Annotated in this window: 18 protein-coding genes; 10 read left to right on the forward strand and 8 right to left on the reverse strand. The window is 67.7% G+C overall.

Features of this window, described 5'->3' with window-relative positions; genetic code table 11:
* Position 1: 1 nt before the first annotated feature.
* A complete protein-coding gene (locus tag QN239_RS16860) occupies positions 2-565 on the reverse strand; it encodes a TetR/AcrR family transcriptional regulator (RefSeq protein WP_499012078.1) in 564 nt (187 codons plus the stop codon).
* 252 nt (positions 566-817) lie between these two features.
* On the reverse strand, positions 818-1,948 hold the full coding sequence (locus QN239_RS16865; protein WP_499012079.1) for a nitronate monooxygenase: 1,131 nt from the start codon (positions 1,946-1,948) through the stop codon (positions 818-820).
* A 199-nt stretch (positions 1,949-2,147) separates the two neighbouring features.
* Between QN239_RS16865 and QN239_RS16870 the strand changes: the two genes are divergently transcribed.
* Complete coding sequence (locus tag QN239_RS16870) at positions 2,148-2,795, forward strand: fatty-acid--CoA ligase (RefSeq protein WP_499012081.1); 648 nt, start codon at positions 2,148-2,150, stop codon at positions 2,793-2,795.
* Positions 2,795-2,995 (forward strand): (2Fe-2S)-binding protein, encoded by a 201-nt coding sequence (locus tag QN239_RS16875; protein ID WP_499012082.1) that lies wholly within the window; start codon positions 2,795-2,797, stop codon positions 2,993-2,995. The genes QN239_RS16870 and QN239_RS16875 overlap by 1 nt, the downstream gene beginning before the upstream one ends.
* On the opposite strand, the gene QN239_RS16880 is transcribed toward QN239_RS16875, so the two are convergent.
* Both QN239_RS16880 and QN239_RS16885 read right to left on the reverse strand, forming a co-directional pair.
* A complete protein-coding gene (locus tag QN239_RS16880; RefSeq protein WP_499012083.1) occupies positions 2,940-3,689 on the reverse strand; it encodes an HAD family hydrolase in 750 nt (249 codons plus the stop codon). The two genes, QN239_RS16875 and QN239_RS16880, sit on opposite strands and share 56 nt — an antisense overlap.
* A 25-nt stretch (positions 3,690-3,714) precedes the next feature.
* The gene (locus tag QN239_RS16885) at positions 3,715-4,788 is read right to left on the reverse strand and encodes an NAD(P)H-dependent amine dehydrogenase family protein (RefSeq protein ID WP_499012084.1); all 1,074 of its coding nucleotides are present in this window, start codon (positions 4,786-4,788) and stop codon (positions 3,715-3,717) included.
* A 103-nt stretch (positions 4,789-4,891) separates the two neighbouring features.
* Between QN239_RS16885 and QN239_RS16890 the strand changes: the two genes are divergently transcribed.
* The 6 genes from QN239_RS16890 (at position 4,892) to QN239_RS16915 (ending at position 13,573) form a co-directional block, all read left to right on the forward strand.
* Positions 4,892-5,638, forward strand: a complete 747-nt coding sequence (locus tag QN239_RS16890; RefSeq protein ID WP_499012085.1) for a glucose 1-dehydrogenase — start codon at positions 4,892-4,894, stop codon at positions 5,636-5,638.
* 170 nt (positions 5,639-5,808) lie between these two features.
* Positions 5,809-8,520 carry a glycoside hydrolase family 2 protein gene (locus QN239_RS16895; protein WP_499016826.1) on the forward strand — a complete coding sequence of 904 codons (2,712 nt, stop codon included), beginning with the start codon at positions 5,809-5,811 and terminating at the stop codon, positions 8,518-8,520.
* A 115-nt stretch (positions 8,521-8,635) separates the two neighbouring features.
* Positions 8,636-8,857 (forward strand): hypothetical protein, encoded by a 222-nt coding sequence (locus tag QN239_RS16900; protein ID WP_090360672.1) that lies wholly within the window; start codon positions 8,636-8,638, stop codon positions 8,855-8,857.
* A complete protein-coding gene (locus QN239_RS16905) occupies positions 8,854-10,137 on the forward strand; it encodes a competence/damage-inducible protein A (protein ID WP_499012088.1) in 1,284 nt (427 codons plus the stop codon). The genes QN239_RS16900 and QN239_RS16905 overlap by 4 nt, the downstream gene beginning before the upstream one ends.
* 39 nt (positions 10,138-10,176) lie before the next feature.
* The gene (locus QN239_RS16910; protein WP_499012089.1) at positions 10,177-11,100 is read left to right on the forward strand and encodes a choline/ethanolamine kinase family protein; all 924 of its coding nucleotides are present in this window, start codon (positions 10,177-10,179) and stop codon (positions 11,098-11,100) included.
* 16 nt (positions 11,101-11,116) lie between these two features.
* Positions 11,117-13,573, forward strand: coding sequence for a GcvT family protein (locus QN239_RS16915; protein ID WP_499012091.1), 2,457 nt, complete (start codon positions 11,117-11,119; stop codon positions 13,571-13,573).
* Here QN239_RS16915 and QN239_RS16920 read toward each other — a convergent pair.
* From QN239_RS16920 to QN239_RS16930, 3 genes are all read right to left on the reverse strand, one after another.
* Complete coding sequence (locus tag QN239_RS16920) at positions 13,554-14,456, reverse strand: LLM class flavin-dependent oxidoreductase (protein ID WP_499016827.1); 903 nt, start codon at positions 14,454-14,456, stop codon at positions 13,554-13,556. The genes QN239_RS16915 and QN239_RS16920 overlap by 20 nt on opposite strands.
* Before the next feature lie 92 nt (positions 14,457-14,548).
* The gene (locus QN239_RS16925; RefSeq protein WP_499012093.1) at positions 14,549-15,412 is read right to left on the reverse strand and encodes an LLM class F420-dependent oxidoreductase; all 864 of its coding nucleotides are present in this window, start codon (positions 15,410-15,412) and stop codon (positions 14,549-14,551) included.
* 19 nt (positions 15,413-15,431) lie between these two features.
* Positions 15,432-16,346 carry an alpha/beta fold hydrolase gene (locus QN239_RS16930; protein WP_499012094.1) on the reverse strand — a complete coding sequence of 305 codons (915 nt, stop codon included), beginning with the start codon at positions 16,344-16,346 and terminating at the stop codon, positions 15,432-15,434.
* A gap of 258 nt (positions 16,347-16,604) precedes the next feature.
* On the opposite strand from QN239_RS16930, the gene QN239_RS16935 reads away from it, so the two are divergent.
* The gene (locus QN239_RS16935) at positions 16,605-16,940 is read left to right on the forward strand and encodes a hypothetical protein (protein ID WP_499012097.1); all 336 of its coding nucleotides are present in this window, start codon (positions 16,605-16,607) and stop codon (positions 16,938-16,940) included.
* A complete protein-coding gene (locus tag QN239_RS16940) occupies positions 16,937-17,350 on the forward strand; it encodes a hypothetical protein (protein ID WP_499012099.1) in 414 nt (137 codons plus the stop codon). Before QN239_RS16935 ends, QN239_RS16940 begins: the two co-directional genes overlap by 4 nt.
* Here QN239_RS16940 and QN239_RS16945 read toward each other — a convergent pair.
* Positions 17,344-18,807 (reverse strand): amidase, encoded by a 1,464-nt coding sequence (locus QN239_RS16945; protein WP_499012101.1) that lies wholly within the window; start codon positions 18,805-18,807, stop codon positions 17,344-17,346. The two genes, QN239_RS16940 and QN239_RS16945, sit on opposite strands and share 7 nt — an antisense overlap.
* Positions 18,808-18,962: the final 155 nt, after the last annotated feature.

Below are 18,962 nucleotides of genomic sequence, written 5' to 3' on the forward strand. Positions count from 1 at the left end.
GTCAGGCCTTTCGTTCGCCGGATGCGGCGGTTACGAGGGCGCGTAACTGCCGGTGGACGAGGTCGAGCGCGGTGCTGTTGCCGGTCGTGCGGGCCACCAGTACCGCGCCCTCGATCGAGGTGGTGACCAGCATGGCGAGCTCGGCGGCATGGTCCGGCGACGCGCCGTCGGCTTGCAGAAGCTCATCGATGAGGCCGATCCACCTGGTGAACGCGGCGCCGGCGCGGGCGATGACATCGGTGCTGTCGGCTTCCACGGCCACGGCCACGACGGGGCAGCCGGCTCGGAACCCGCTGTCTGTCAGCTGGTTCCGGAAATCCTCGACGATGAGGTCGAGTGCCTCGAGAGCAGTCGTGGCTGACGATATCCGGCGCGCAATGTGCTCGGCCGCGAAGTCGACGGCCTCGCGGAGCAGTTGGGTACGTCCGCCGGGAAAGTGGTGATACGCCGAGCCGCGGGGCGCGCCGCTGTGTTCGAGCACATCGGAGATGGCGGTGGCATGTGCGCCGCGTTCGCGGATGAGCAGCGCTGCCGAGACGATCATGCGGTCACGTGGGCTGGCCATATCGCCGGGGTCCTTCCGGACGTTCGATTATGTAGAGCATCATACATAGAACGGCATCAGGCAAGAGTCGACGTTCGCCGATTTCTGCACGAGGGTCGTGACGGCACCGGAATCGCGACCGTGGCGTGGAAATCGATGCGCGACCCGTCCCCGAAATGCACGAATCCCGCCGGTCCGGGAGAACGGAGGCCGGCGGGATTCGCGGGTTTCGGCGGGCGGGAGCGCAGCGACCCGGGGGGTTGGTTCGGCGGGCTAGACCGAGGCCGCCTCGTTGATCTGATTCAGCGTGCTGGTGGCCTCGAGGTATTCCTGCACCCAGCGTTCGATCACGGCGGAGGTCTTCTCGACCTTGGTGAACTGACCGACGACCTGGCCGATCGGGTTGAACGCCACATCGACGGTCTCATTGGGGTACTTGTGGGTGGCGGCCACGGCCATACCGGACACCATGTACTGCAGCGGCATGCCCAGCGGTTTCGGATTGTCCGGGTTCTCCCAGGCCTCGGTCCAGTCGTTGCGCAGCATGCGGGCCGGCTTGCCGGTGAACGACCGGCTGCGCACGGTGTCGCGGCTGCTGGCCTTGGCGTACGCGGCGTGCTGAACCGGGGTGTTCTCGGACTCTTCGACCATCACCCACTGCGAACCGGTCCACGCGCCCTGGGCGCCGAGCGCCAGCGCCGCGGCGATCTGCTGGCCGCTGCCGATACCGCCGGCGGCCAGCACCGGTACCGGGGCGACCTCCTTGACCACCTGCGGCCACAGCACGATCGAGCCCACTTCACCGCTGTGCCCACCGGCCTCGCCGCCCTGGGCGATGATGATGTCGACCCCGGCGTCGGCGTGCTTGCGGGCCTGCGACGGGGATCCGCACAGCGCGGCGACCTTACGGCCCTCGGCGTGGATGTGTTCGATCATGTCCTTGGGCGGGGTGCCCAGCGCGTTGGCGATCAGCGTCATCTTGGGGTGCCGCAGCGCCACCTCGACCTGCGGGGTCGCGGTCGCCTCGGTCCAGCCCAGCAGCTGCAGCGCATCGTCGTCGCTGTGATCGACCGGCACTCCGTGATCGGCCAGGATCTTCTTGGCGAAGTCCAGATGCTCCTGCGGGACGAGTGAATTGAGGGTGGTCTTGAGCTCGTCGGCGGACATGTTCGAGTCCATGCCTTCGTACTTGTTCGGGATGACGATGTCCACGCCGTAGGGGTGGTCACCGATGTGCTCGTCGATCCAGTTGAGCTCGATCTCGAGCTGTTCGGGGGTGAAGCCCACGGCGCCGAGCACGCCGAAGCCGCCGGCCTTGCTCACGGCGACGACGACATCGCGGCAATGGGTGAAGGCAAAGATCGGCAGATCGATGCCGAGTTGGTCACAGAGGGCGGTATGCATGCCTTCTCCTTGGGGACGATCGCGAAACGGACGACTGAAACGTGTTCTAGTTTAGGCGACGCCGGGGTGCTCAGGGCAAGACCCCGGCAACCGCTGGCGGAGCTCCGTGCCTCGACAGTGGCGGAGAATCGCATTACCGTTTTCCGCAAGTCGCATTAACAGTGCGTGTTCTGTCGGGAACTGGGGGTGACTGCCGGCCATGACGGACTGGCTCACGGGTTCGCTGGTCCTGGTCTCGGACTATTCGGTACCGGATCCGGCAGAGGTGTGGCCGCTGTTGCAACGCCGCGTGGACGCGTTGGCCGACCTCGGCGCCCACCACGTTCTGGTGTACACCTCGACCACCGATCCCAAGCGCGTTCTGGTCATCCTGGTCCTGCACGCCCATGAACCGTTGCGCGACCTGATTCGGTCCCGGACGTTCTTCGACTGGTTCGACGCGGTCGGGGTGACCGATCTGCCGGCGGTCTTCGCCGGCGAACTCTTCGATCGCATCGACCTGGACGGCGATCTGCGCTCAGGTGCACCGCCGACCATTGTGTCGATGGTGACGCCGGTCGACGATGTGTCGGCGCTGAGCGCACGGGTCCGTGAATCGGCTGCGGCGTTCCGGGCGACCGGGGTGCGCAGATTCTGGAGCTTCAAGGCCTTCGACGACCCGCACGAGATGCTGATCCTGCAGCAGGTCGACGACGAGTCCAGCGCGCGGCGCTGGCTGCACGACTCCGATGATGCGGCCGAATGGCTGACCGAGGCCGGCGTCGGTGCCTACCCGCCGGTGTTCATCGGCAGCTTCTGTCACATGATGGCGATCGACATCCCCACCGACCCCGGCGCCGGGCACTGATGTTCGTCTGTCTGTGCAACGGGATCACCAGCCATGCGGTGGCCGATGCGGTGGATGCCGGGGCGTGCACCACCAATGAGGTGGCATCGGTCTGTGGCGCCGGTGCCGACTGCGGCCGCTGCCGGCGCACGGTGCGGGCCATCATCAATGCGCGTCGCGCCGCATCCGCGCGGTCCAGCGCCGACCCTCGCCGGAACTGACGCGCAACACCGGCCACGCCCGTTGCGCGGCCGCCGCCGCGAGACCCGGGCGTGGGTTGACCGCGCGAGGGTGTCCGACGGCTTCCAGTACCGGCAGGTCCTCGGTGCCGTCGGAGTAGCCGAAGCTCTGCGGCAGATCGATACCGTGTGCGGCGCTGAACTGCAGGACCGCACGGGCTTTGTTCCTGCCCCAGATGATCGGCTTCACGATCTGTCCGGTCAGTCTGCCGTCGCCGTCGGTCTCGAAGTGGTTGCACAGCACGTGATTGATCCCGAGGTGGCGGGCCACCGGCTCGGCGTGCAGCGTCATGGCCGAGGAACTCATCACGACGGTGTGGCCGCACTCCTGGTGCGCTGCCACCACCTCGCGCATCACCGGGAACAACCGTCCGATGGTCCGCCGCCGGAACAGGTCCTCGCCGAGGTCGTCGAGTTCGGTGAGGACGTCGCCGGCCAGATAGCCCCCGGCGCGCTGCAGCAGGCGCTCGAATTCCATCCGGCCCAGCTTGTAGCGCACCGAGGCCTCGATGATGCCGGTCAGCTCACCGAACCTGGCCTGGCCGTGCCGGAACCGGTGCCCGGCGTGCACGGTCGCGGTGAATCCGCGGACCAGGGTGCCGTCCAGATCGAAGAACGCACCCACCGACGGACCGGTGGGCGCGCTGCGGATTTCCTCGATCGGGTCGGGCACCACTCCATTGTGGCGATGTGTGCGGGACCTAGCGCGCCACCAGTCCCTTCCCGGTCCCCAGCGGCAGGTCGAGGGTGGTCCGGATGCCCGGCGCCGCGGCCACCACGTCGGGGATGGCGTTGACGATCCGGCCGGCGGCGGCGAGGATCGCCGCGTAATTGTGGTCGCCGCGACTGCTGGTCGGGCAGATGTCGACGACGTAGGACGGTTCGCCGGTGATCTCGACCCGGTAGGAGCCGCCCGGCTGGGCCGGCTGGGCCCAGTCGGGGCGCAGGTCCTCGCGCACCCGGGTGATGTGCTCGACGACGATCACCGGTTTGCCGTCGACCATGCCGTTGATCTCGAAGCGCATGGCGGCCACCGTGCCCTTGGCGATCACCCCGGTGGCGACCTCGATGTCTTCCGGGGCCGGCTCCAGCTCGTAGCTCTCGGTGATCTCGTCCAGCTCCACGCCCAGGCCGGCGGCCAGCATCTTGATCGCCGTACCCCAGGCGGCGCTGAGGATCCCGGGATAGAACAACATGCCGGGCTGGTCCATCGGGTTGCCGAAGCCCATCACGATCGACATCACCTCCGCGCCGTCGTAGGTGGCGTAGTCGGCGATCTCCATGGTCTTGATCTGTTCGATGCGCTGGCAGGTGCTGGCGATGGCGAACGGTACGAGGTCGGTCGCGAAGCCGGGATCCACCCCGGTGATGTAGACACTCGAATTGCCGCTGCGCGCAGCCTCTTCCACACGGTCGATGGCCTTCTGTGGCATGGCGCCCCATGGGTACTGCAGGCCACCGGGTGCGGAGCCCACCACGTTGATGCCCGCCGACAGTGCCGCCATCACGTCACGGGTGGCCTCCACCGGGCGGGTGTCGCCCATCGCGCAGTACACCAAGGCGTCCGGTTGGGCGGCCAGGGCGGCGTCGATGCCTTTCGTCGCGGTGACACCGGTGACGATGTCGAGTCCGGCCAGTGCACCGGCGTCGGTGCCGACCTTCTCATCGGTGGAGACGCCGACCGCGACCAGCTCGAACCGGGGATCCTCGATGAGCTGGATCAGGGCCAACCGGCCGCAGTTTCCGGTGCCGACGAGCGCCACGCGAATGGCCATACGATTCTCCTCCAGGTGTTTGGTCTATCGCAGTATGAGCGGTCCGGACGGGAATTGGAACAGGTTCTAGTTTTGCGTTCCTGATGGGGTAGCCTCACGCCTCATGGGACGCGTGGACGGCAAAGTTGTACTGATCAGCGGCGGCGCACAGGGCATGGGTGCGGCTCATGCCAGAGCGCTGGTGGCCGAAGGCGGCAAGGTCGTCATCGGTGACATCCTCGATGAGCCGGGGCAGGCGCTGGCCGACGAACTCGGTGACGCCGCCCGCTATGTACACCTCGACGTCACCCAGGCCGACCAGTGGGATGCCGCCGTCGCCACGGCCAACGAGGCCTTCGGTGGGCTCACCGGATTGGTCAACAACGCGGGCATTGTCGCGCTGGGCAAGATCGGCAAGTTCGACATGGCCCAATGGCAGAAGGTCATCGATGTCAACCTGACGGGGACCTTCCTGGGCATGCAGGCCAGCGTCGCATCGATGAAAGCCGCCGGCAGCGGCTCCATCATCAACGTGTCCTCCGTCGAGGGCCTGCGGGGTGCCCCGATGGTGCACCCGTACGTGGCGTCCAAGTGGGCGGTGCGCGGTCTGGCCAAGTCGGCGGCCCTGGAACTGGGCAGGCACAAGATCCGGGTCAACTCGCTGCATCCCGGTTTCATCCGTACCCCGATGACCGAGCATTTCCCCGAGGACATGGTCACCGCGCCGCTGGGCCGGCCCGGGCGGTCCGAGGAGGTGGCCGCGTTCGTGGTCTTCCTGATCAGCGACGAGTCGTCGTTCGCCACCGGTTCGGAGTTCGTCGTCGACGGCGGACTGGTCACCGACGTCAACCACAAGGACAACGTCTTCTGACCGCGTGATGTGCACTCCCCGGGCCGACCTGTGACCCGGCGGGCAGGCACAATGTGGTGTCGGCCGGCAGGGCCGGCAGCCACTTTGAGCACACAGCCACCGGAGGGAGCGGCACCATCGGGGCACCGAAGCGTCGTACTGCCCTGTTCAGCGTCGCCCTCTTGTTGATCGTGCTGATGCTCGGCACCGGTGATTTCGCCTCCTTCGCCCGGCCGGAACCCGCGGCCACCACCACCGAACTCGCGCAGGGCTGGAAGCTGGTCTCGGCGACCGGCCTGCTCGCCGACGGCCGGACGATCTCCACCCCCGGTTACCAGGACAGTGCGTGGCACCCGGTGCAGCACATGCCGGCCACCGTGCTCGACGTGCTGGAGAAAGACGGCACGTACCCGGACCTGTACTACGGGACGAACCTGCTCGACAAGGTTCCGCAGGACCTCTACAAGCAGGACTGGTGGTACCGCACCACCTTCGACGCACCGGCCGGACACAGCAACTATCAGCTGGAGTTCCCCGGGATCAACTACCGGGCCGAGATCTGGCTCAACGGGCAGCTGGTCGCCGACAGCAGCCAGATCGTCGGCATGTACACCGCCCATCAGCTCGATGTCACCCGCTGGATCCGCGCCGGGCCCAACGTGCTTGCGGTCAAGGTGATCCCGGAACGCGCTCTGCAGGATGTCGACGGTGTCGAGCTGGCCGACAGCTGGTGGGATTGGATCAACTGGCGTTACCTCGGCTACCAGGGGCCGGGCCAGAACCCGGCGGCCGGCAACTCGTTCATCCCGGACCGCAACGCCGGCATCTTCAAACCCGTCTACCTGCGCACCGCCGGTGCGGCCGAGATCGGCTACGCCACCGTCAACACCGAACTACCGCTGCCCAGAACGGATTCCGCACGACTGACGGTGTACGCCAACGTGCGCAACTCCTCGGACCGGCGGATCAACGGCGTGGTGCGGGCCACCATCAGCCGGCCGGGCAAACCTCAGATCGAGGTTGAGCAACCGGTCACGCTGTCCCCGGGTGAACGACGCGAAGTCACCTTCAGTCCCGCGCGGTTCACCCAGCTGACCGTCGAGCACCCCGATCTGTGGTGGCCCTACACCATGGGCGATCCCAGCCTGTACGACCTGAAACTGGAATTCCGCCAATACGACCGGGTGATCGACACCAGTACCCAGCGCTTCGGTATCCGCACCATCGTCCAGCACCGGGACACCGACGAGCAGTTCCCGGAACTGGGTTCCGGCGGCAGCTTCTATCTGACCGTCAACGGCCGGGACTTCCTGGTGCGCGGTGCGGTGTACACGCCGGATCTGCTGTTCGACAACGACCCCGACCGCGAGGACGCGATCCTCGGCTACGCCAAGGATCTGGGCCTCAATCTGCTGCGGCTGGAAGCGAAGATCCCGGGGGAGCGGCTGATCGAGCGGGCCGATGAACTGGGCATCCCGCTGATGGTCGGCTGGATGTGCTGCAACCAGTGGGAGAAATGGGCCCAGTGGAACGATGAGGACCGCGGCGTGGCGCTGGACAGCCTGAGGTCCCAGATTCTGATGCTGCGCTCCCACCCCTCCGTCGCGATCTGGGCCAACGGCAGCGACGGTCTACCGCCGGAGCCGCTGCGCGGCCAGTACCACGCGGTACTGCGGGATCTGCACTGGCAGAACGCGGTGGTGGACACGGTCTCGTCGTTCGGGCACGACGACGAGCAGGGCCGGCCGCAGTGGGACGGCATCCATATGGCCGGCCCGTACACCTGGCGGCCGCCGAGCTACTGGTTCAGCGGCCGGTACGGCGCCACCCGCGGCTCCAATGCCGAACAGGGCGACAACGAGCACATACCGCCGCTGGCGAGCATCAAGCAGTTCATTCCGCCCGACAAGCTCTGGCCGATCAACGACACCTGGTCCTTTCACGCCGGCTCCAACCCGGGCAACGCGAAACTGAACAGCATCCAGCGGGCCATCAACCGGCGCTACGGGCCGTCCTCCGGTGTCGAGGAGTTCACCCGCAAAGCCCAACTCGCCCACTATGAATCGACGCGTGCGCAGTTCGAGGCGTTTGCGGCCAACGGCTGGGCCAACCACAAGATGACCATCTACTGGATGCTCAACAGCCACTGGCCGTCGTTCTTCGGCAACATCTTCGACTTCTACCTGCGCCCCGGTGGCGCGTACTACGGGGCGAAGGCGGGCCTGCGCCCGCTGTCGCTGGTGTTCGATTCCTACGCGCTGGGCAATCACAGCACCGCCGAGGTCAAAGTGGTCAACCAGACCCCGAACGACGTGTCCGATCTGCGTGCCCGCGTCCGGGTCTACGATCTGGCCGGCCGGGTCCGCGATGACCGCACCGTCGACGGTGTGGCCGTCGGGTCCGGGGGTGCCCACACCGTGCTGACGCTGCCGCGGGAAGCGCGCGATTCCCGGGTGTTCTTCGTCCGCGCCGAACTGCTCGACGCCGCCGGCGCGGTCGTCTCGCAGAACGTGTACTGGCAGTCCCAACAGCCCGATGACCTCGGCGACCCGGTCAACGACACCGCCTTCGACCTCAAACAGGTCGGCTGGGCCGATATGACCGCGCTGAACTATCTGGCCAAGGCGCCGCTGGACGTCAGCGCCAAACGCACCGGCGATCAGGATATCGCGATCAGGCTGCACAACCCCGGCAAGCAGATCGCCTTCTTCGAACGGGCCGAGATCACCGACACCGCGGACGGCGACGAGATCCTGCCCATCGAGTACACCGACAACTACGTCACCGTGTTCCCCGGTGAGACCGTCGACCTGCGGGGCACCGTGATCGCCCGCGGTGACCGGGGCAACTTCGTGCGGGTCACCGGTTACAACACCCCGCCCGTGGTGGTGCCGGTCGAGTGATCGCGCGCGTGGGGCAGGATTGATCCCAGATGCCGGGTACAGACCCAGGCGAGCGAAGCGACGGGACAACAGACCCAGGCGAGCGAAGCGACCGGACAAATCAGGAGGACGACAGATGTCAGAGACCAGTGCGCGAGAGCAACTCGCCGAGCTCACCGAACAGCAGGGCTGGTCACGCCGCATCGTGGACCGGGCCGACGTCTACCTGCGCGGTGCGACCAGGGTACGGGTGATCTGGGCGGGAGATGACCTCAGTGGCAGCTCTCGGTATCAGGACGACGTGATGGAGCAGTACTCGCGCGACCTCGCCACCGTGCAGGGCTGGTTGACCCGGTGACGGTGCGTGCCGGAATCGTCGTCACCGGCACCGAGGTGCTGACCGGCCGGATCCAGGATCTCAACGGCCCGTGGATCGCCGACCGGCTGCTCGAGCTCGGCGTCGAACTGGCGCACATCACCATCTGCGGTGACCGCGCCGACGATGTCGAGGCCCAGCTTCGCTTCCTCGCCTCCGAGGGGGTCGACCTCATCATCACGAGCGGCGGGCTCGGGCCCACCGCCGACGATCTGACGGTCGCGACCGTGGCCCGGTTCTGCGGGCGCGAGTTGGTACTCGATACCGAACTGGAGGCGCGGATCGCCGACATCCTGCGCGGACTGATGTCACGGTTGCCCGCCGGCGTCGATTTCGAAGCGGTCCTGGCGGCCAACCGGAAACAGGCGCTGGTACCCGCGGGTGCGGAGATCCTCGAGCCGGAGGGCACCGCACCCGGTGTGGTGGTCGACGGCAGCGCCGAGGGCAAACCCGTCGTCATCGTGCTACCCGGCCCGCCCCGTGAACTCCAGCCGATGTGGTCGCGGGCCATCGCCTCGACCGCCGCGCAACGCGCGATCGCGGGCCGCACTGAGTACCGGCAGGCGACCGTCCGGATGTTCGGGCTGGCCGAGTCCGGTCTCGCGGAAGCCTTGCGGGAAGCCGAAACCCGCATCCCCGGGTTTGCCGGACTGGAGATCACCACCTGTCTGCGCCGAGGTGAGTTGGAGATCGTCACCCGGTACGAGCCCCAGGACGACGCCGCCTACCGGGCGTTGGTCGACTTCCTGCGGGAGCGCTACCCACGCGAGATGTTCTCCGAGGACGGCGCGTTGATCGACGAACAGATCGCGGCGCTGCTGGCCGGGCGCACCATCGCCACCGCGGAATCCTGCACGGCGGGCATGCTGGCCGCGCGGCTGGCCGACCGCGCCGGCTCCTCGGCATACCTGGCCGGGGGTGTGGTGTCGTATTCCAACGAGGCCAAGGTGGACCTGCTCGGGGTCGACGCCGAGCTGATCGCCGTCCACGGTGCGGTATCCGAACCGGTGGCGATCGCCATGGCGCGGGGCGCACTCAGCCGGTTCGGCGCGGACACGGCCGTCGGCATCACCGGTATCGCCGGGCCGGGCGGCGGTTCGGACGAGAAGCCGGTCGGCACCGTGTGTTTCAGCGTGGCACTGGCCGGCCGTGAGCCGCTGACCAGGACGCTGCGGCTGCCCGGTAATCGCAGCGATATCCGTGAGCGCGCCACCACGGTGGCCATGCACCTGTTGCGCCGGGAACTGCTCGGACTCGATTAAGGGCGCGCGCGCCGTCCCGGTAGTCGTTATGTTCGAGCGATGGCGTACCGGCTCAGTGATGCTGCGCTCGATGCGCTGCTCGACGCGCTTCCGCTGCTGTCCGGTCGGCCCCGCCGCGTCGAGGACCTCCCGGGCGGGCTGACCAATCGCAACGTCAAGATCACCACGGCGGACGGGGTGTACGTCGCCCGTTGTTCGGGTCCCTCCAGTGACCTCCTCGGTATCGACCGGGACGCGGAATTCCACAACAGCGTCGCGGCGCACCGGGCGGGTGTCGGGGCCCCGGTGTGGGACTACCGCCCGGATCTGGGCGTCCTGCTGATCGGCTATCTCGAGGGCATCGCCCTGCACGACGCGGATTTCGCACGACCGGGTCTGGTGGCGAAGGTCGCGCAAAGCTGCAGGAAACTGCACGCCGGACCGCGGTTCTGCAATGACTTCGACATGTTCGCGCTGCAGACCGGCTATCTGAAGGTGGTCGCGGACAACGGATTCCGTATCCCGGCCGACTACCTGGACCACGCCGGCCGGTTCGACGACATCCGCCGGGCGCTCCGGGCCGCGGACACGGCGACGGTACCGTGCAACAACGACCTGCTGGCCGCCAACTTCGTCCAGGGCCCAGAGCAGATCTGGATCATCGACTACGAGTACTCCGGTAACAACGACCCGTGTTTCGAACTGGGCAACATCTGGCGTGAATGCCGGCTCTCGCTGGATCAGCTCGAAGAGCTCGTCACCGCGTATTACGGGCGGTCCCTCCGGCACAAGCTGGCCCGGGCCCGCTTGCAGGGCACGGTTTCCCAGTACGGCTGGACATTGTGGGGATGTATCCAGAACGGTTCCAGTGAGCTGGAATTCGACTTCTGGGAATGGGCCATGCAGCGTTATGAGGCGGCCGTGGCGGAGTTCACCGGGCCCGACTTCGACCGACTTCTCGACGATGTCGCGGCCACCGATTGACCATGAGGGGACAACGATGACGAACAAGCCGCTACCGGACCGGGCTCGGGTGGTGATCATCGGCGGCGGGGTGATCGGCACCAGCGTGGCCTATCACCTCACCAAACTCGGTCACACCGACGTGGTGCTGGTGGAGCAGGGGCAGTTGTCCTGCGGCACCACCTGGCACGCTGCGGGTCTGGTCGGGCAGCTGCGTGCCTCGGAGAGCGGGACCCGGTTGGTGCAGTACTCGACCCAGTTGTATGCCGAACTGGAACGCGAGACCGGACTGTCGGCGGGCTACAAACGGTGTGGCGGTGTCACGGTGGCGCGCACCGAGGATCGGTTGATCCAGCTGCGCCGTACCGCGGCGAACGCGGCGGCATTCGACATGGAATGCGAGATACTCACCCCCGAAGAGGCTTTGGCGCACTATCCGGTGATGCGGGTGGACGATCTGGCCGGGGCGATCTGGCTGCCCGGCGACGGCAAGGCCAACCCGACCGATCTGACCCTCGCGCTGGCGAAGGGGGCTCGGCTGCGCGGTGCGCGCGTGTTCGAGCATGTCCGGGTGACCGGCGTCGATCTGCGCGACGGTGTGGTCACCGGCGTCCGCACCGACCACGGCGATATCGAGACCGAGATCGTCGTGAACTGCGCCGGCCAATGGGCCAAACAGGTGGGCGCACTGGCCGGGGTGAACGTGCCCCTGCATTCGGCCGAACATTTCTACGTCGTGAGCGAGACCATTGCCGGTGTGCACACCGATATGCCGATTCTGCGCGACCCGGACGGCTACACGTACTTCAAGGAGGAGGTCGGCGGTCTGGTGATCGGCGGGTTCGAGCCGGAAGCCAAGCCGTGGGTCAGTCCCGACGCGTTGCCCTATCCCTTCGAATTCCAGCTGCTGGAGGAGGATTGGGATCATTTCCAGATCCTGATGGACAACGCCATGCTACGGATCCCCGCTCTCGAGGAGACCGGGATCAAGAAGTTCTACAACGGACCGGAGAGCTTCACCCCGGACAATCAGTTCATCCTCGGCGAGGCCCCGGAGTGTCGGAACTTCTTCGTCGCGGCCGGGTTCAACTCGGTGGGGATCGCCTCGGCCGGTGGGGCGGGTCGTGCCCTGGCCGAATGGATCGTCAACGGGTCGCCGACCTCCGACCTCACCAGTGTCGATATCCGGCGTTTCGCGCCCTTCAACGGGAACACCCGATGGCTGCATGACAGGGTGGGGGAGATCCTCGGCCTGCACTATGAGATCCCCTGGCCGAACCGGGAGTTGGCCAGTGCCCGACCGTTCCGGCGCTCACCGGTACATCACCTGCTGGCCGCGGCCGGGGCGAACTTCGGCAGTCGGATGGGCTGGGAGCGCGCGAACTTCTTCGCCCCGCCCGGGGTGGCTCCGGACATCGAATACTCATGGGGCAAACAGAATTGGCTGCCGTTCTCGGCGGCCGAACAGATCGCCACCCGCACCGCGGTCACCGTCTTCGACCAGACCTCCTTCTCCAAGTACCTGATGGTGGGTGCGGGTGCGGAGTCGGCCCTGCAGTGGTTGTGTACCGCCGATATCGGCGTGGATGTGGGGCGCACCGTGTACACCGGCATGCTCAACGACCGCGGCACCTACGAATCCGACGTGACGGTGACCCGTACGGCTGCCGACGAGTTCCTGATCGTGAGCAGTGCGGCGACCACCGAGCGCGATCAGGACCACATTCGCCGCAACCTGCCGGCCGGGGTCAATGCCCATCTGGTCGACATCACCTCGGCGCTAGCCGTTTTCGGTGTGATGGGCCCGCGCTCGCGGGACCTGCTCGCCGTGCTCACCGACGCCGACCTCGCCGATGCCGCCTTCCCCTTCGGGACCAGCCGGCAGATCTCGCTGGGATACGCGACGGTCCGCGCCACTCGCCTGACCTATGTCGGCGAGCTGGGCTGGGAGCTCTACGTACCATCCGAGTTCGCGGTCGGTGTGTACGAGGATCTCCTGGCGGCGGGACAGACGCTGGGAGTGGTGCGCGGAGGCTACTACGCCATCGAGTCGCTGCGGCTGGAGAAGGGCTACCGGGCGTTCGGTCGTGAGCTCACACCCGGTGACGGTCCGGTGGAAGCCGGTCAGCTGTTCACCTGCAAGCTGGGCACCGACATCGATTTCCTGGGCCGTGCCGCGCTCGAACAGGCACGGGCGCACGGTCCTCGGCGCCGGCTGGTCGGATTCGCGGTGTCCTCGCCGGAGCCGATGCTGTGGGGTGGCGAGCTGATCCTGCGCGACGGTGTGGTGGCGGGTCAGGTCACCTCGGCGGCGTGGGGCGCGACGACCGGAGCCTGTGTCGGTCTGGCCTATCTTCGCGCCGAGGACGGTCGGGTGATCGACGCCGAGTGGATCGACGGGGGCGCGTATGAGGTGAACGTGGGCGGCACCCGGTATCCGGTCACGGTGTCGCGCAGGGCGCTGTACGACCCCGCTAACGCGCGAATTCGCTGATCACGCCCGATGCGAGCAGCTCGAGGGTGCGGTCGCTCCCGCGGTCGTGCGTGAACAGCACCACCTGCCCGAAGCCGAGCTCGCGCCAGTGCTGCAGGCGCTCGACGATCATCGGTGCGGTGCCGATCAGCCCACCCTCCTGTAACCCGAAACCCGGCCCGCCGAACCGCTTTTCGGCAAGTGCGCGCACCTCTGGCAGGGTGGCCTCATCGGGTGACAATGCCATCACGGCTTCGACCGACATCACGATAGTCGCCGGGTCCCGGCCGATATCGGCGCACAGCGCCCGCAGCACCGACAGCTTGCGCTCGAGTTCGCCGAGCGCATAGGTCGGCACATTCCACACGTCGGCGTACCGGGCCACCAACGGCAGCGTGTATTTCTCCCCGACGCCGCCGACCACGATGGGCGGACGCGGCTGCTGTACCGGCCCGGGCCTGATCGGCATCTCACGGACCTGGTAGTGCTCGCCGGCGAAGTCGACCCGACCGGTTGCGAACGCCTGGGTGAGGATCTCCAGGGATTCGCCGAGCCGCCGGGAGCGCTCGGCCGATGTTCCCCAGTCCAGCCCGGCGCGCAGGTGCTCGTCCTCGATGGATCCGCTGCCCAGCCCCAGCTGCAGCCGGCCCGCCGAGATCTGGTCCAGGGTGGTCGCCATCTTGGCCAACACCGCGGGATGACGAAATTGGTTGCACAACACCAGATGTCCGACCCGCAGTCGTGCGGTCCGGCTGAGCAGTGCCGTGGCCAGGGTCCAGGCTTCCAGCGAGTCGATCTCGGGCGCGCCGGGTCCACACAGGTGGTCGTAGAGCCACAGCGACTCGATGCCGAGCTCCTCGCAGCGCTGCGCGCGGTGCAGGACATCCGGATACGTCATGCCCATCTGGGGAACGTAGACCCCGATGTCCAGGCTGTGCCGACGTCCCCGGTCGCTGCGCTGTCCGTCGCAAGCGGGAGGTGCCCCCAGCCCGCCGCTCATCCGCGCAGTGCGGCGGCCAGCCTGCGCCACTGTTCGCGCGGAAGCGCGCGCGGATCGCTGTCGAGGACCTGGATGCACACGTGGTCGGCCCCCGCCGCGCGGTGTTCGTCGACCCGCGCCAGGATGGCGTCCTCGTCACCCCACACCACGATCGCATCGACGAGGCGGTCGCTGACGGAATCGAGTTCGTCGGAGGTGAAGCCGGACCGCAGCAAGTTGTTGTAGTAGTTGGGCATCGCCAGGTAGCTGCGCAGCCAGTCCCGCCCGATGCCGCGCGCGTGTTCGGCATCCGTGCTGAGGACCGCGGTCTGCTCCGGTAGAAGCAGAGGTCCGGGACCCAGCGTGGCCCGCGCGGTGGCGGTGTGCTCGGGAGTGACCAGATAGGGATGCGCACCGCGGGAGCGGTGCGCGGCCAGCGCCAGCATCTTGGGCCCAAGCGCGGCGAGTACCCGTTCGTCGGCGGGCACCGGCACGTCGGCCTTATCGATGCCATCCAGGAAGGCGGCCGTCGCCGCGAGCGGTTTGCGGTATGTGCCAGGAGTTTTCGAGTCGATCAGCGGAGCGTGGCTGACACCGATGCCGAGAAGGAAGCGCCTGCCGTGATCGGCGGACAGGCGCGCGTGTGCAGCCGCGACGTCGGCGGGGGAGTGCATCCACAGGTTGAGGATGCCGGTGGCGATCACCACACGGGTGGTGGCGGCGAGCAGATTCTGCACCGAGTCGATCACCGGGCCGCCGACGTCCGGGATCCACAACGCCGTGTAGCCGAGTTCCTCGAGCTCCGCCGCTGCGTCGGCGGCCGCTGCCGGGTCGCCGTACCGTAGCTGGGCGCTCCAGATTCCGATGCCCGAAAGATCCACTGGCTGAGTTCCTTTCAGATCAGGCGCGGCCGTCGCGATCCCAGATCTCCAGCATCGTACGCAGTATCTCCTCGGCCCGGCCCAGCCCGCCCAGGTGACTCTCGCCGGGCAGCACCGTCATCTCTGCTTCCGGCAGCCGGGTCACCACGTGCGCGCCGTGCTCGAACGGGACGATGTGGTCCTTGTCGCCGTGCCACCAATGCACCGGCACCTTGACTTCGTCGAGGCGGAAACCCCAGTCCCGCACGAACACGATGACATCGGCGAACGGGGCCGCGAGCTGCTTGCGGGTGCCGTTGAGCAGATCGTCGAGGAACATGGCCTTGAACTCAGGCCGGCCGAGCAGGCGGCGATCGCCCTCGGGTGAGATTCTGGCGTAGATCTCCAGCGCCGGGGAGGCGACCGGACCGAGCAGTTTGATCAATGTGCCGGCCACCAGACGGATGGGCAGCCCGGCCACCTCCAGCACCGGGGCGACCGTCGATCCCAGATTCATCAGTCCGCTGCTGATCGCGTCCGGACCCACATATGGCGCGACCCCACCCAGGACGCCCGCCGCAATTACGCGTTCGGGCATGGCTGCCGCGGTCGCCAGCGTGTACTGCCCCCCGCCGGACAGGCCGATGACCGCGAAATTGTCGATGCCCAGCGTGTCGGCGATGACGCGCAGGTCCTCGGCGAAGGCCAGTACGTTCGGGTACTGGTGGGGCGTGGACGAGCCGATGCCGGGGCGGTCCACGCCGATCAGCCGGATGCGCTCCAGTTCGGCGAACGCACGGGCTTCGGCGGGAATCTGCCTGCGGGCTCCGGGAGTGCCGTGTAACCAGAAGATGGCGCGGCCCTGCGGGTCGCCGAACTCGGCAAACCCGATCTGGCGGGCTGCACCGACCGCGATGTTGCCCTCGAGTTTCGGGCGTGCAATAGCAGGAACCATGAGCTGAGTGTGTCATGTGCCACGGCGGAACCCAATCGTCGTTCACATCACGCCTGGCGAACCGCGCTTACGCGCCCCAGCTGGTTGGGTTTCGGATGTCAACCGGACACGCCGACCCGACGTCACACCGTGATCGGTTCGGCTGCACAAACGTTTTATATGTGGGGCACACGGGCGGCACAGCAAAAAACAAGCTGGGGCTTTGAGACTCGTTTCGCGGGCGGCTTCCACGGTGTGCCCGACGAACAGGAGTTGACGATGAATCTCAAGCACATTGCCGCCGCTTCGGCACTGACGGTCGGCGTCGGTCTCAGCGGGCTGCTCGGCCTCGGCACCGCTGCCGCGGATCCCGGACCTGGTCCGTGCGGACCCCAACCGGGGGCCTGCGAACAACATCCGGACCAAGGACCGAATCGCGGGCCCGGCGGGGGACCGGAGCAAGGCCCGGGGCCGGACTGGAACGGCCGTGGCATCGACCAGGGCCGGCAGGACCACCAGCCGTTCAACTACAACGGCCAGCGCGTGAACCCGGTGTGGGACGACAACCACCACGGCTGGGGCTTCTGGTTCCTGGGTCTGTGGATCCCGCTGTGAGCCGTGGCGCATTCGTAGGCCGGTCCCGGCGGTGGTCTTCGCTGGGCACACTGGCGGTGATCGTGGTCGCGGGTGGGCTCGCCGTTGCCTGTAGCGGCGGCACCACGGGCGGCACCACCTCGACGACCCCGACCACGACCACTACCACGGCGACCACCACCAGTACCCCGAGTGTCACGGTCACCGAATCCGGCGGCGGCGGACAAGCGCCGCGGCACCACGACGAGGCCCCGGCCACGGTGACCGAGACTCAAGCCCCGGTCACGGAGACCCAGACCCAGGATCCGGTGACCGAGACGGTCACCACGTCGGTGCAGGTTCCCCAGACGCACCAGGAACGCCCCCAGCAGAACGGTCAGTTCCAGCAGGGTGGCCAGCAATCAGGGGGCGTGCACCAGTCCGGTCACTGACCGAACCAGGCCGGCGGATACCGGCCGGCCCACGGGGCGGCCGCTTCGAGCTGCGCTGCCAGTTGCAGCAGCACCGTCTCGTCGGGGGCCATCAACTGCACACCGATGGGCAGGCCGGTCGACGTCATGCCCAGGGGCAACGAGATCGCCGCCCAGCCGGTCACATTCGCCAGTGTGGTCCAACCAGTGGTGGCGAACTCGACGTCGAAGAACGCGCGGGTGGTGCCCCGCGGCTGGTCCAGCAGACCGTAGGGCGGTGGACCGGTGAGCAGCGTCGGCACCAGCAGCACATCGTGCACGCCCAGGCCCGCCACGAATCGGCGGGTCTGGGCGTGCACGGCCGAGATCGCCGATGCGTACTCGACGCCGGTGGTCCGGAAACCCTCGCGCACCATCACCCAGGTGCTGGGCTCGAATTCGTCCTCGCGCGGTTCGCGGCCCAGATGGGCCGTGGCCAGCGAGTGCAGCTCGGCGTTGCTGACGGTGTGCAGCACCGCGATGGCGTCGGCGACCGCATCCGGATCGATTGAGGGCGCGCCGGATTCAACGAGGTGTCCGAGATCCGCCAGCAGCGCTCCGGCGGCCTGCACCGCCGCGACGACCTCGGGATCGGTCTGTGGTCCGGGAAACGGTGACGCCGTCGCGAGCAGGATGCGCACCGGATCCGGTGCGTGGCCGATCGCGGTCAGGTACGGCTGCGCCGGAGCCGGAGCGCCGTACGGGTCTCCGGGCGCACCGCCGGCCACCACATCCAGCAGTGCGGCGCTGTCGCGCACGGTCCGGGTCAGCGCGTGCTCGTTGACCAGACCCTCAAGCCCGTGCCCGGCACCGGGGGCGAAGGACGTCCGGCCGCGCCGCGGTTTGAGCCCGACCAGTCCACAACATGCGGCGGGCACCCTGATGGAACCGGTGCCGTCGCCACCGGAGGCCGCCGGGACCACACCGGCGGCCACCGCCGCCGCCGATCCGCCGCTCGATCCACCCGGAGTGATGTCCGGTGACCACGGGTTGACGGTGCGACCGAACAGGGACGGCTCGGTGGTGCAGTGGTTACCCCATTCCGGGGTGTTGGTCTTGCCGAACACCACCAGTCCCGCCGCGAGGTAACGCAGCACGATCCACGCCGATTCCGCGGCGACATGGGTGCGCAGCGCACGCGACCCCATGGCCTCCGGGGCGCCGGCCAGCGATGCTCCAAGATCCTTGAGCAGAAACGGAACTCCGGTTAGCGGACCCGCGCTGCCGTCACGCAGGGTCCCGGCGGCATCCAGCGCAGCGGCCTGGTCGCGGCCGCGCTCGAACAGATCGGTGATCACGGCGTTGAGATGCCGGGCCGACTCCAGGCGCAGGATCGCCGCGTCCAACAGTTCGGTCGCCGAGAGCTCGCCGGCCGCCACGAGCGCCGCCTGCCCGATCGCGTCGACCCCGGCCAGCTCACTCGCGGTGCGTGCATCCATGGCCGTCCATCCTGCGGTGCCGGGGTGTGGGTGGCAACCCGAGCCGGCGGCGGACTGACGGCTACTCCGGCGCAACGGATTTGCGGCAGCACCGCGGTTCACCACTCGGCGGTGCACCCAGCGGATAAGGTTCGCGGTCATTGGTCGAATCGATC

Origin of the sequence: Mycolicibacterium sp. Y3, assembly GCF_051188035.1 — a bacterium.
Taxonomy (GTDB): Bacteria; Actinomycetota; Actinomycetes; order Mycobacteriales; family Mycobacteriaceae; genus Mycobacterium; species Mycobacterium fluoranthenivorans.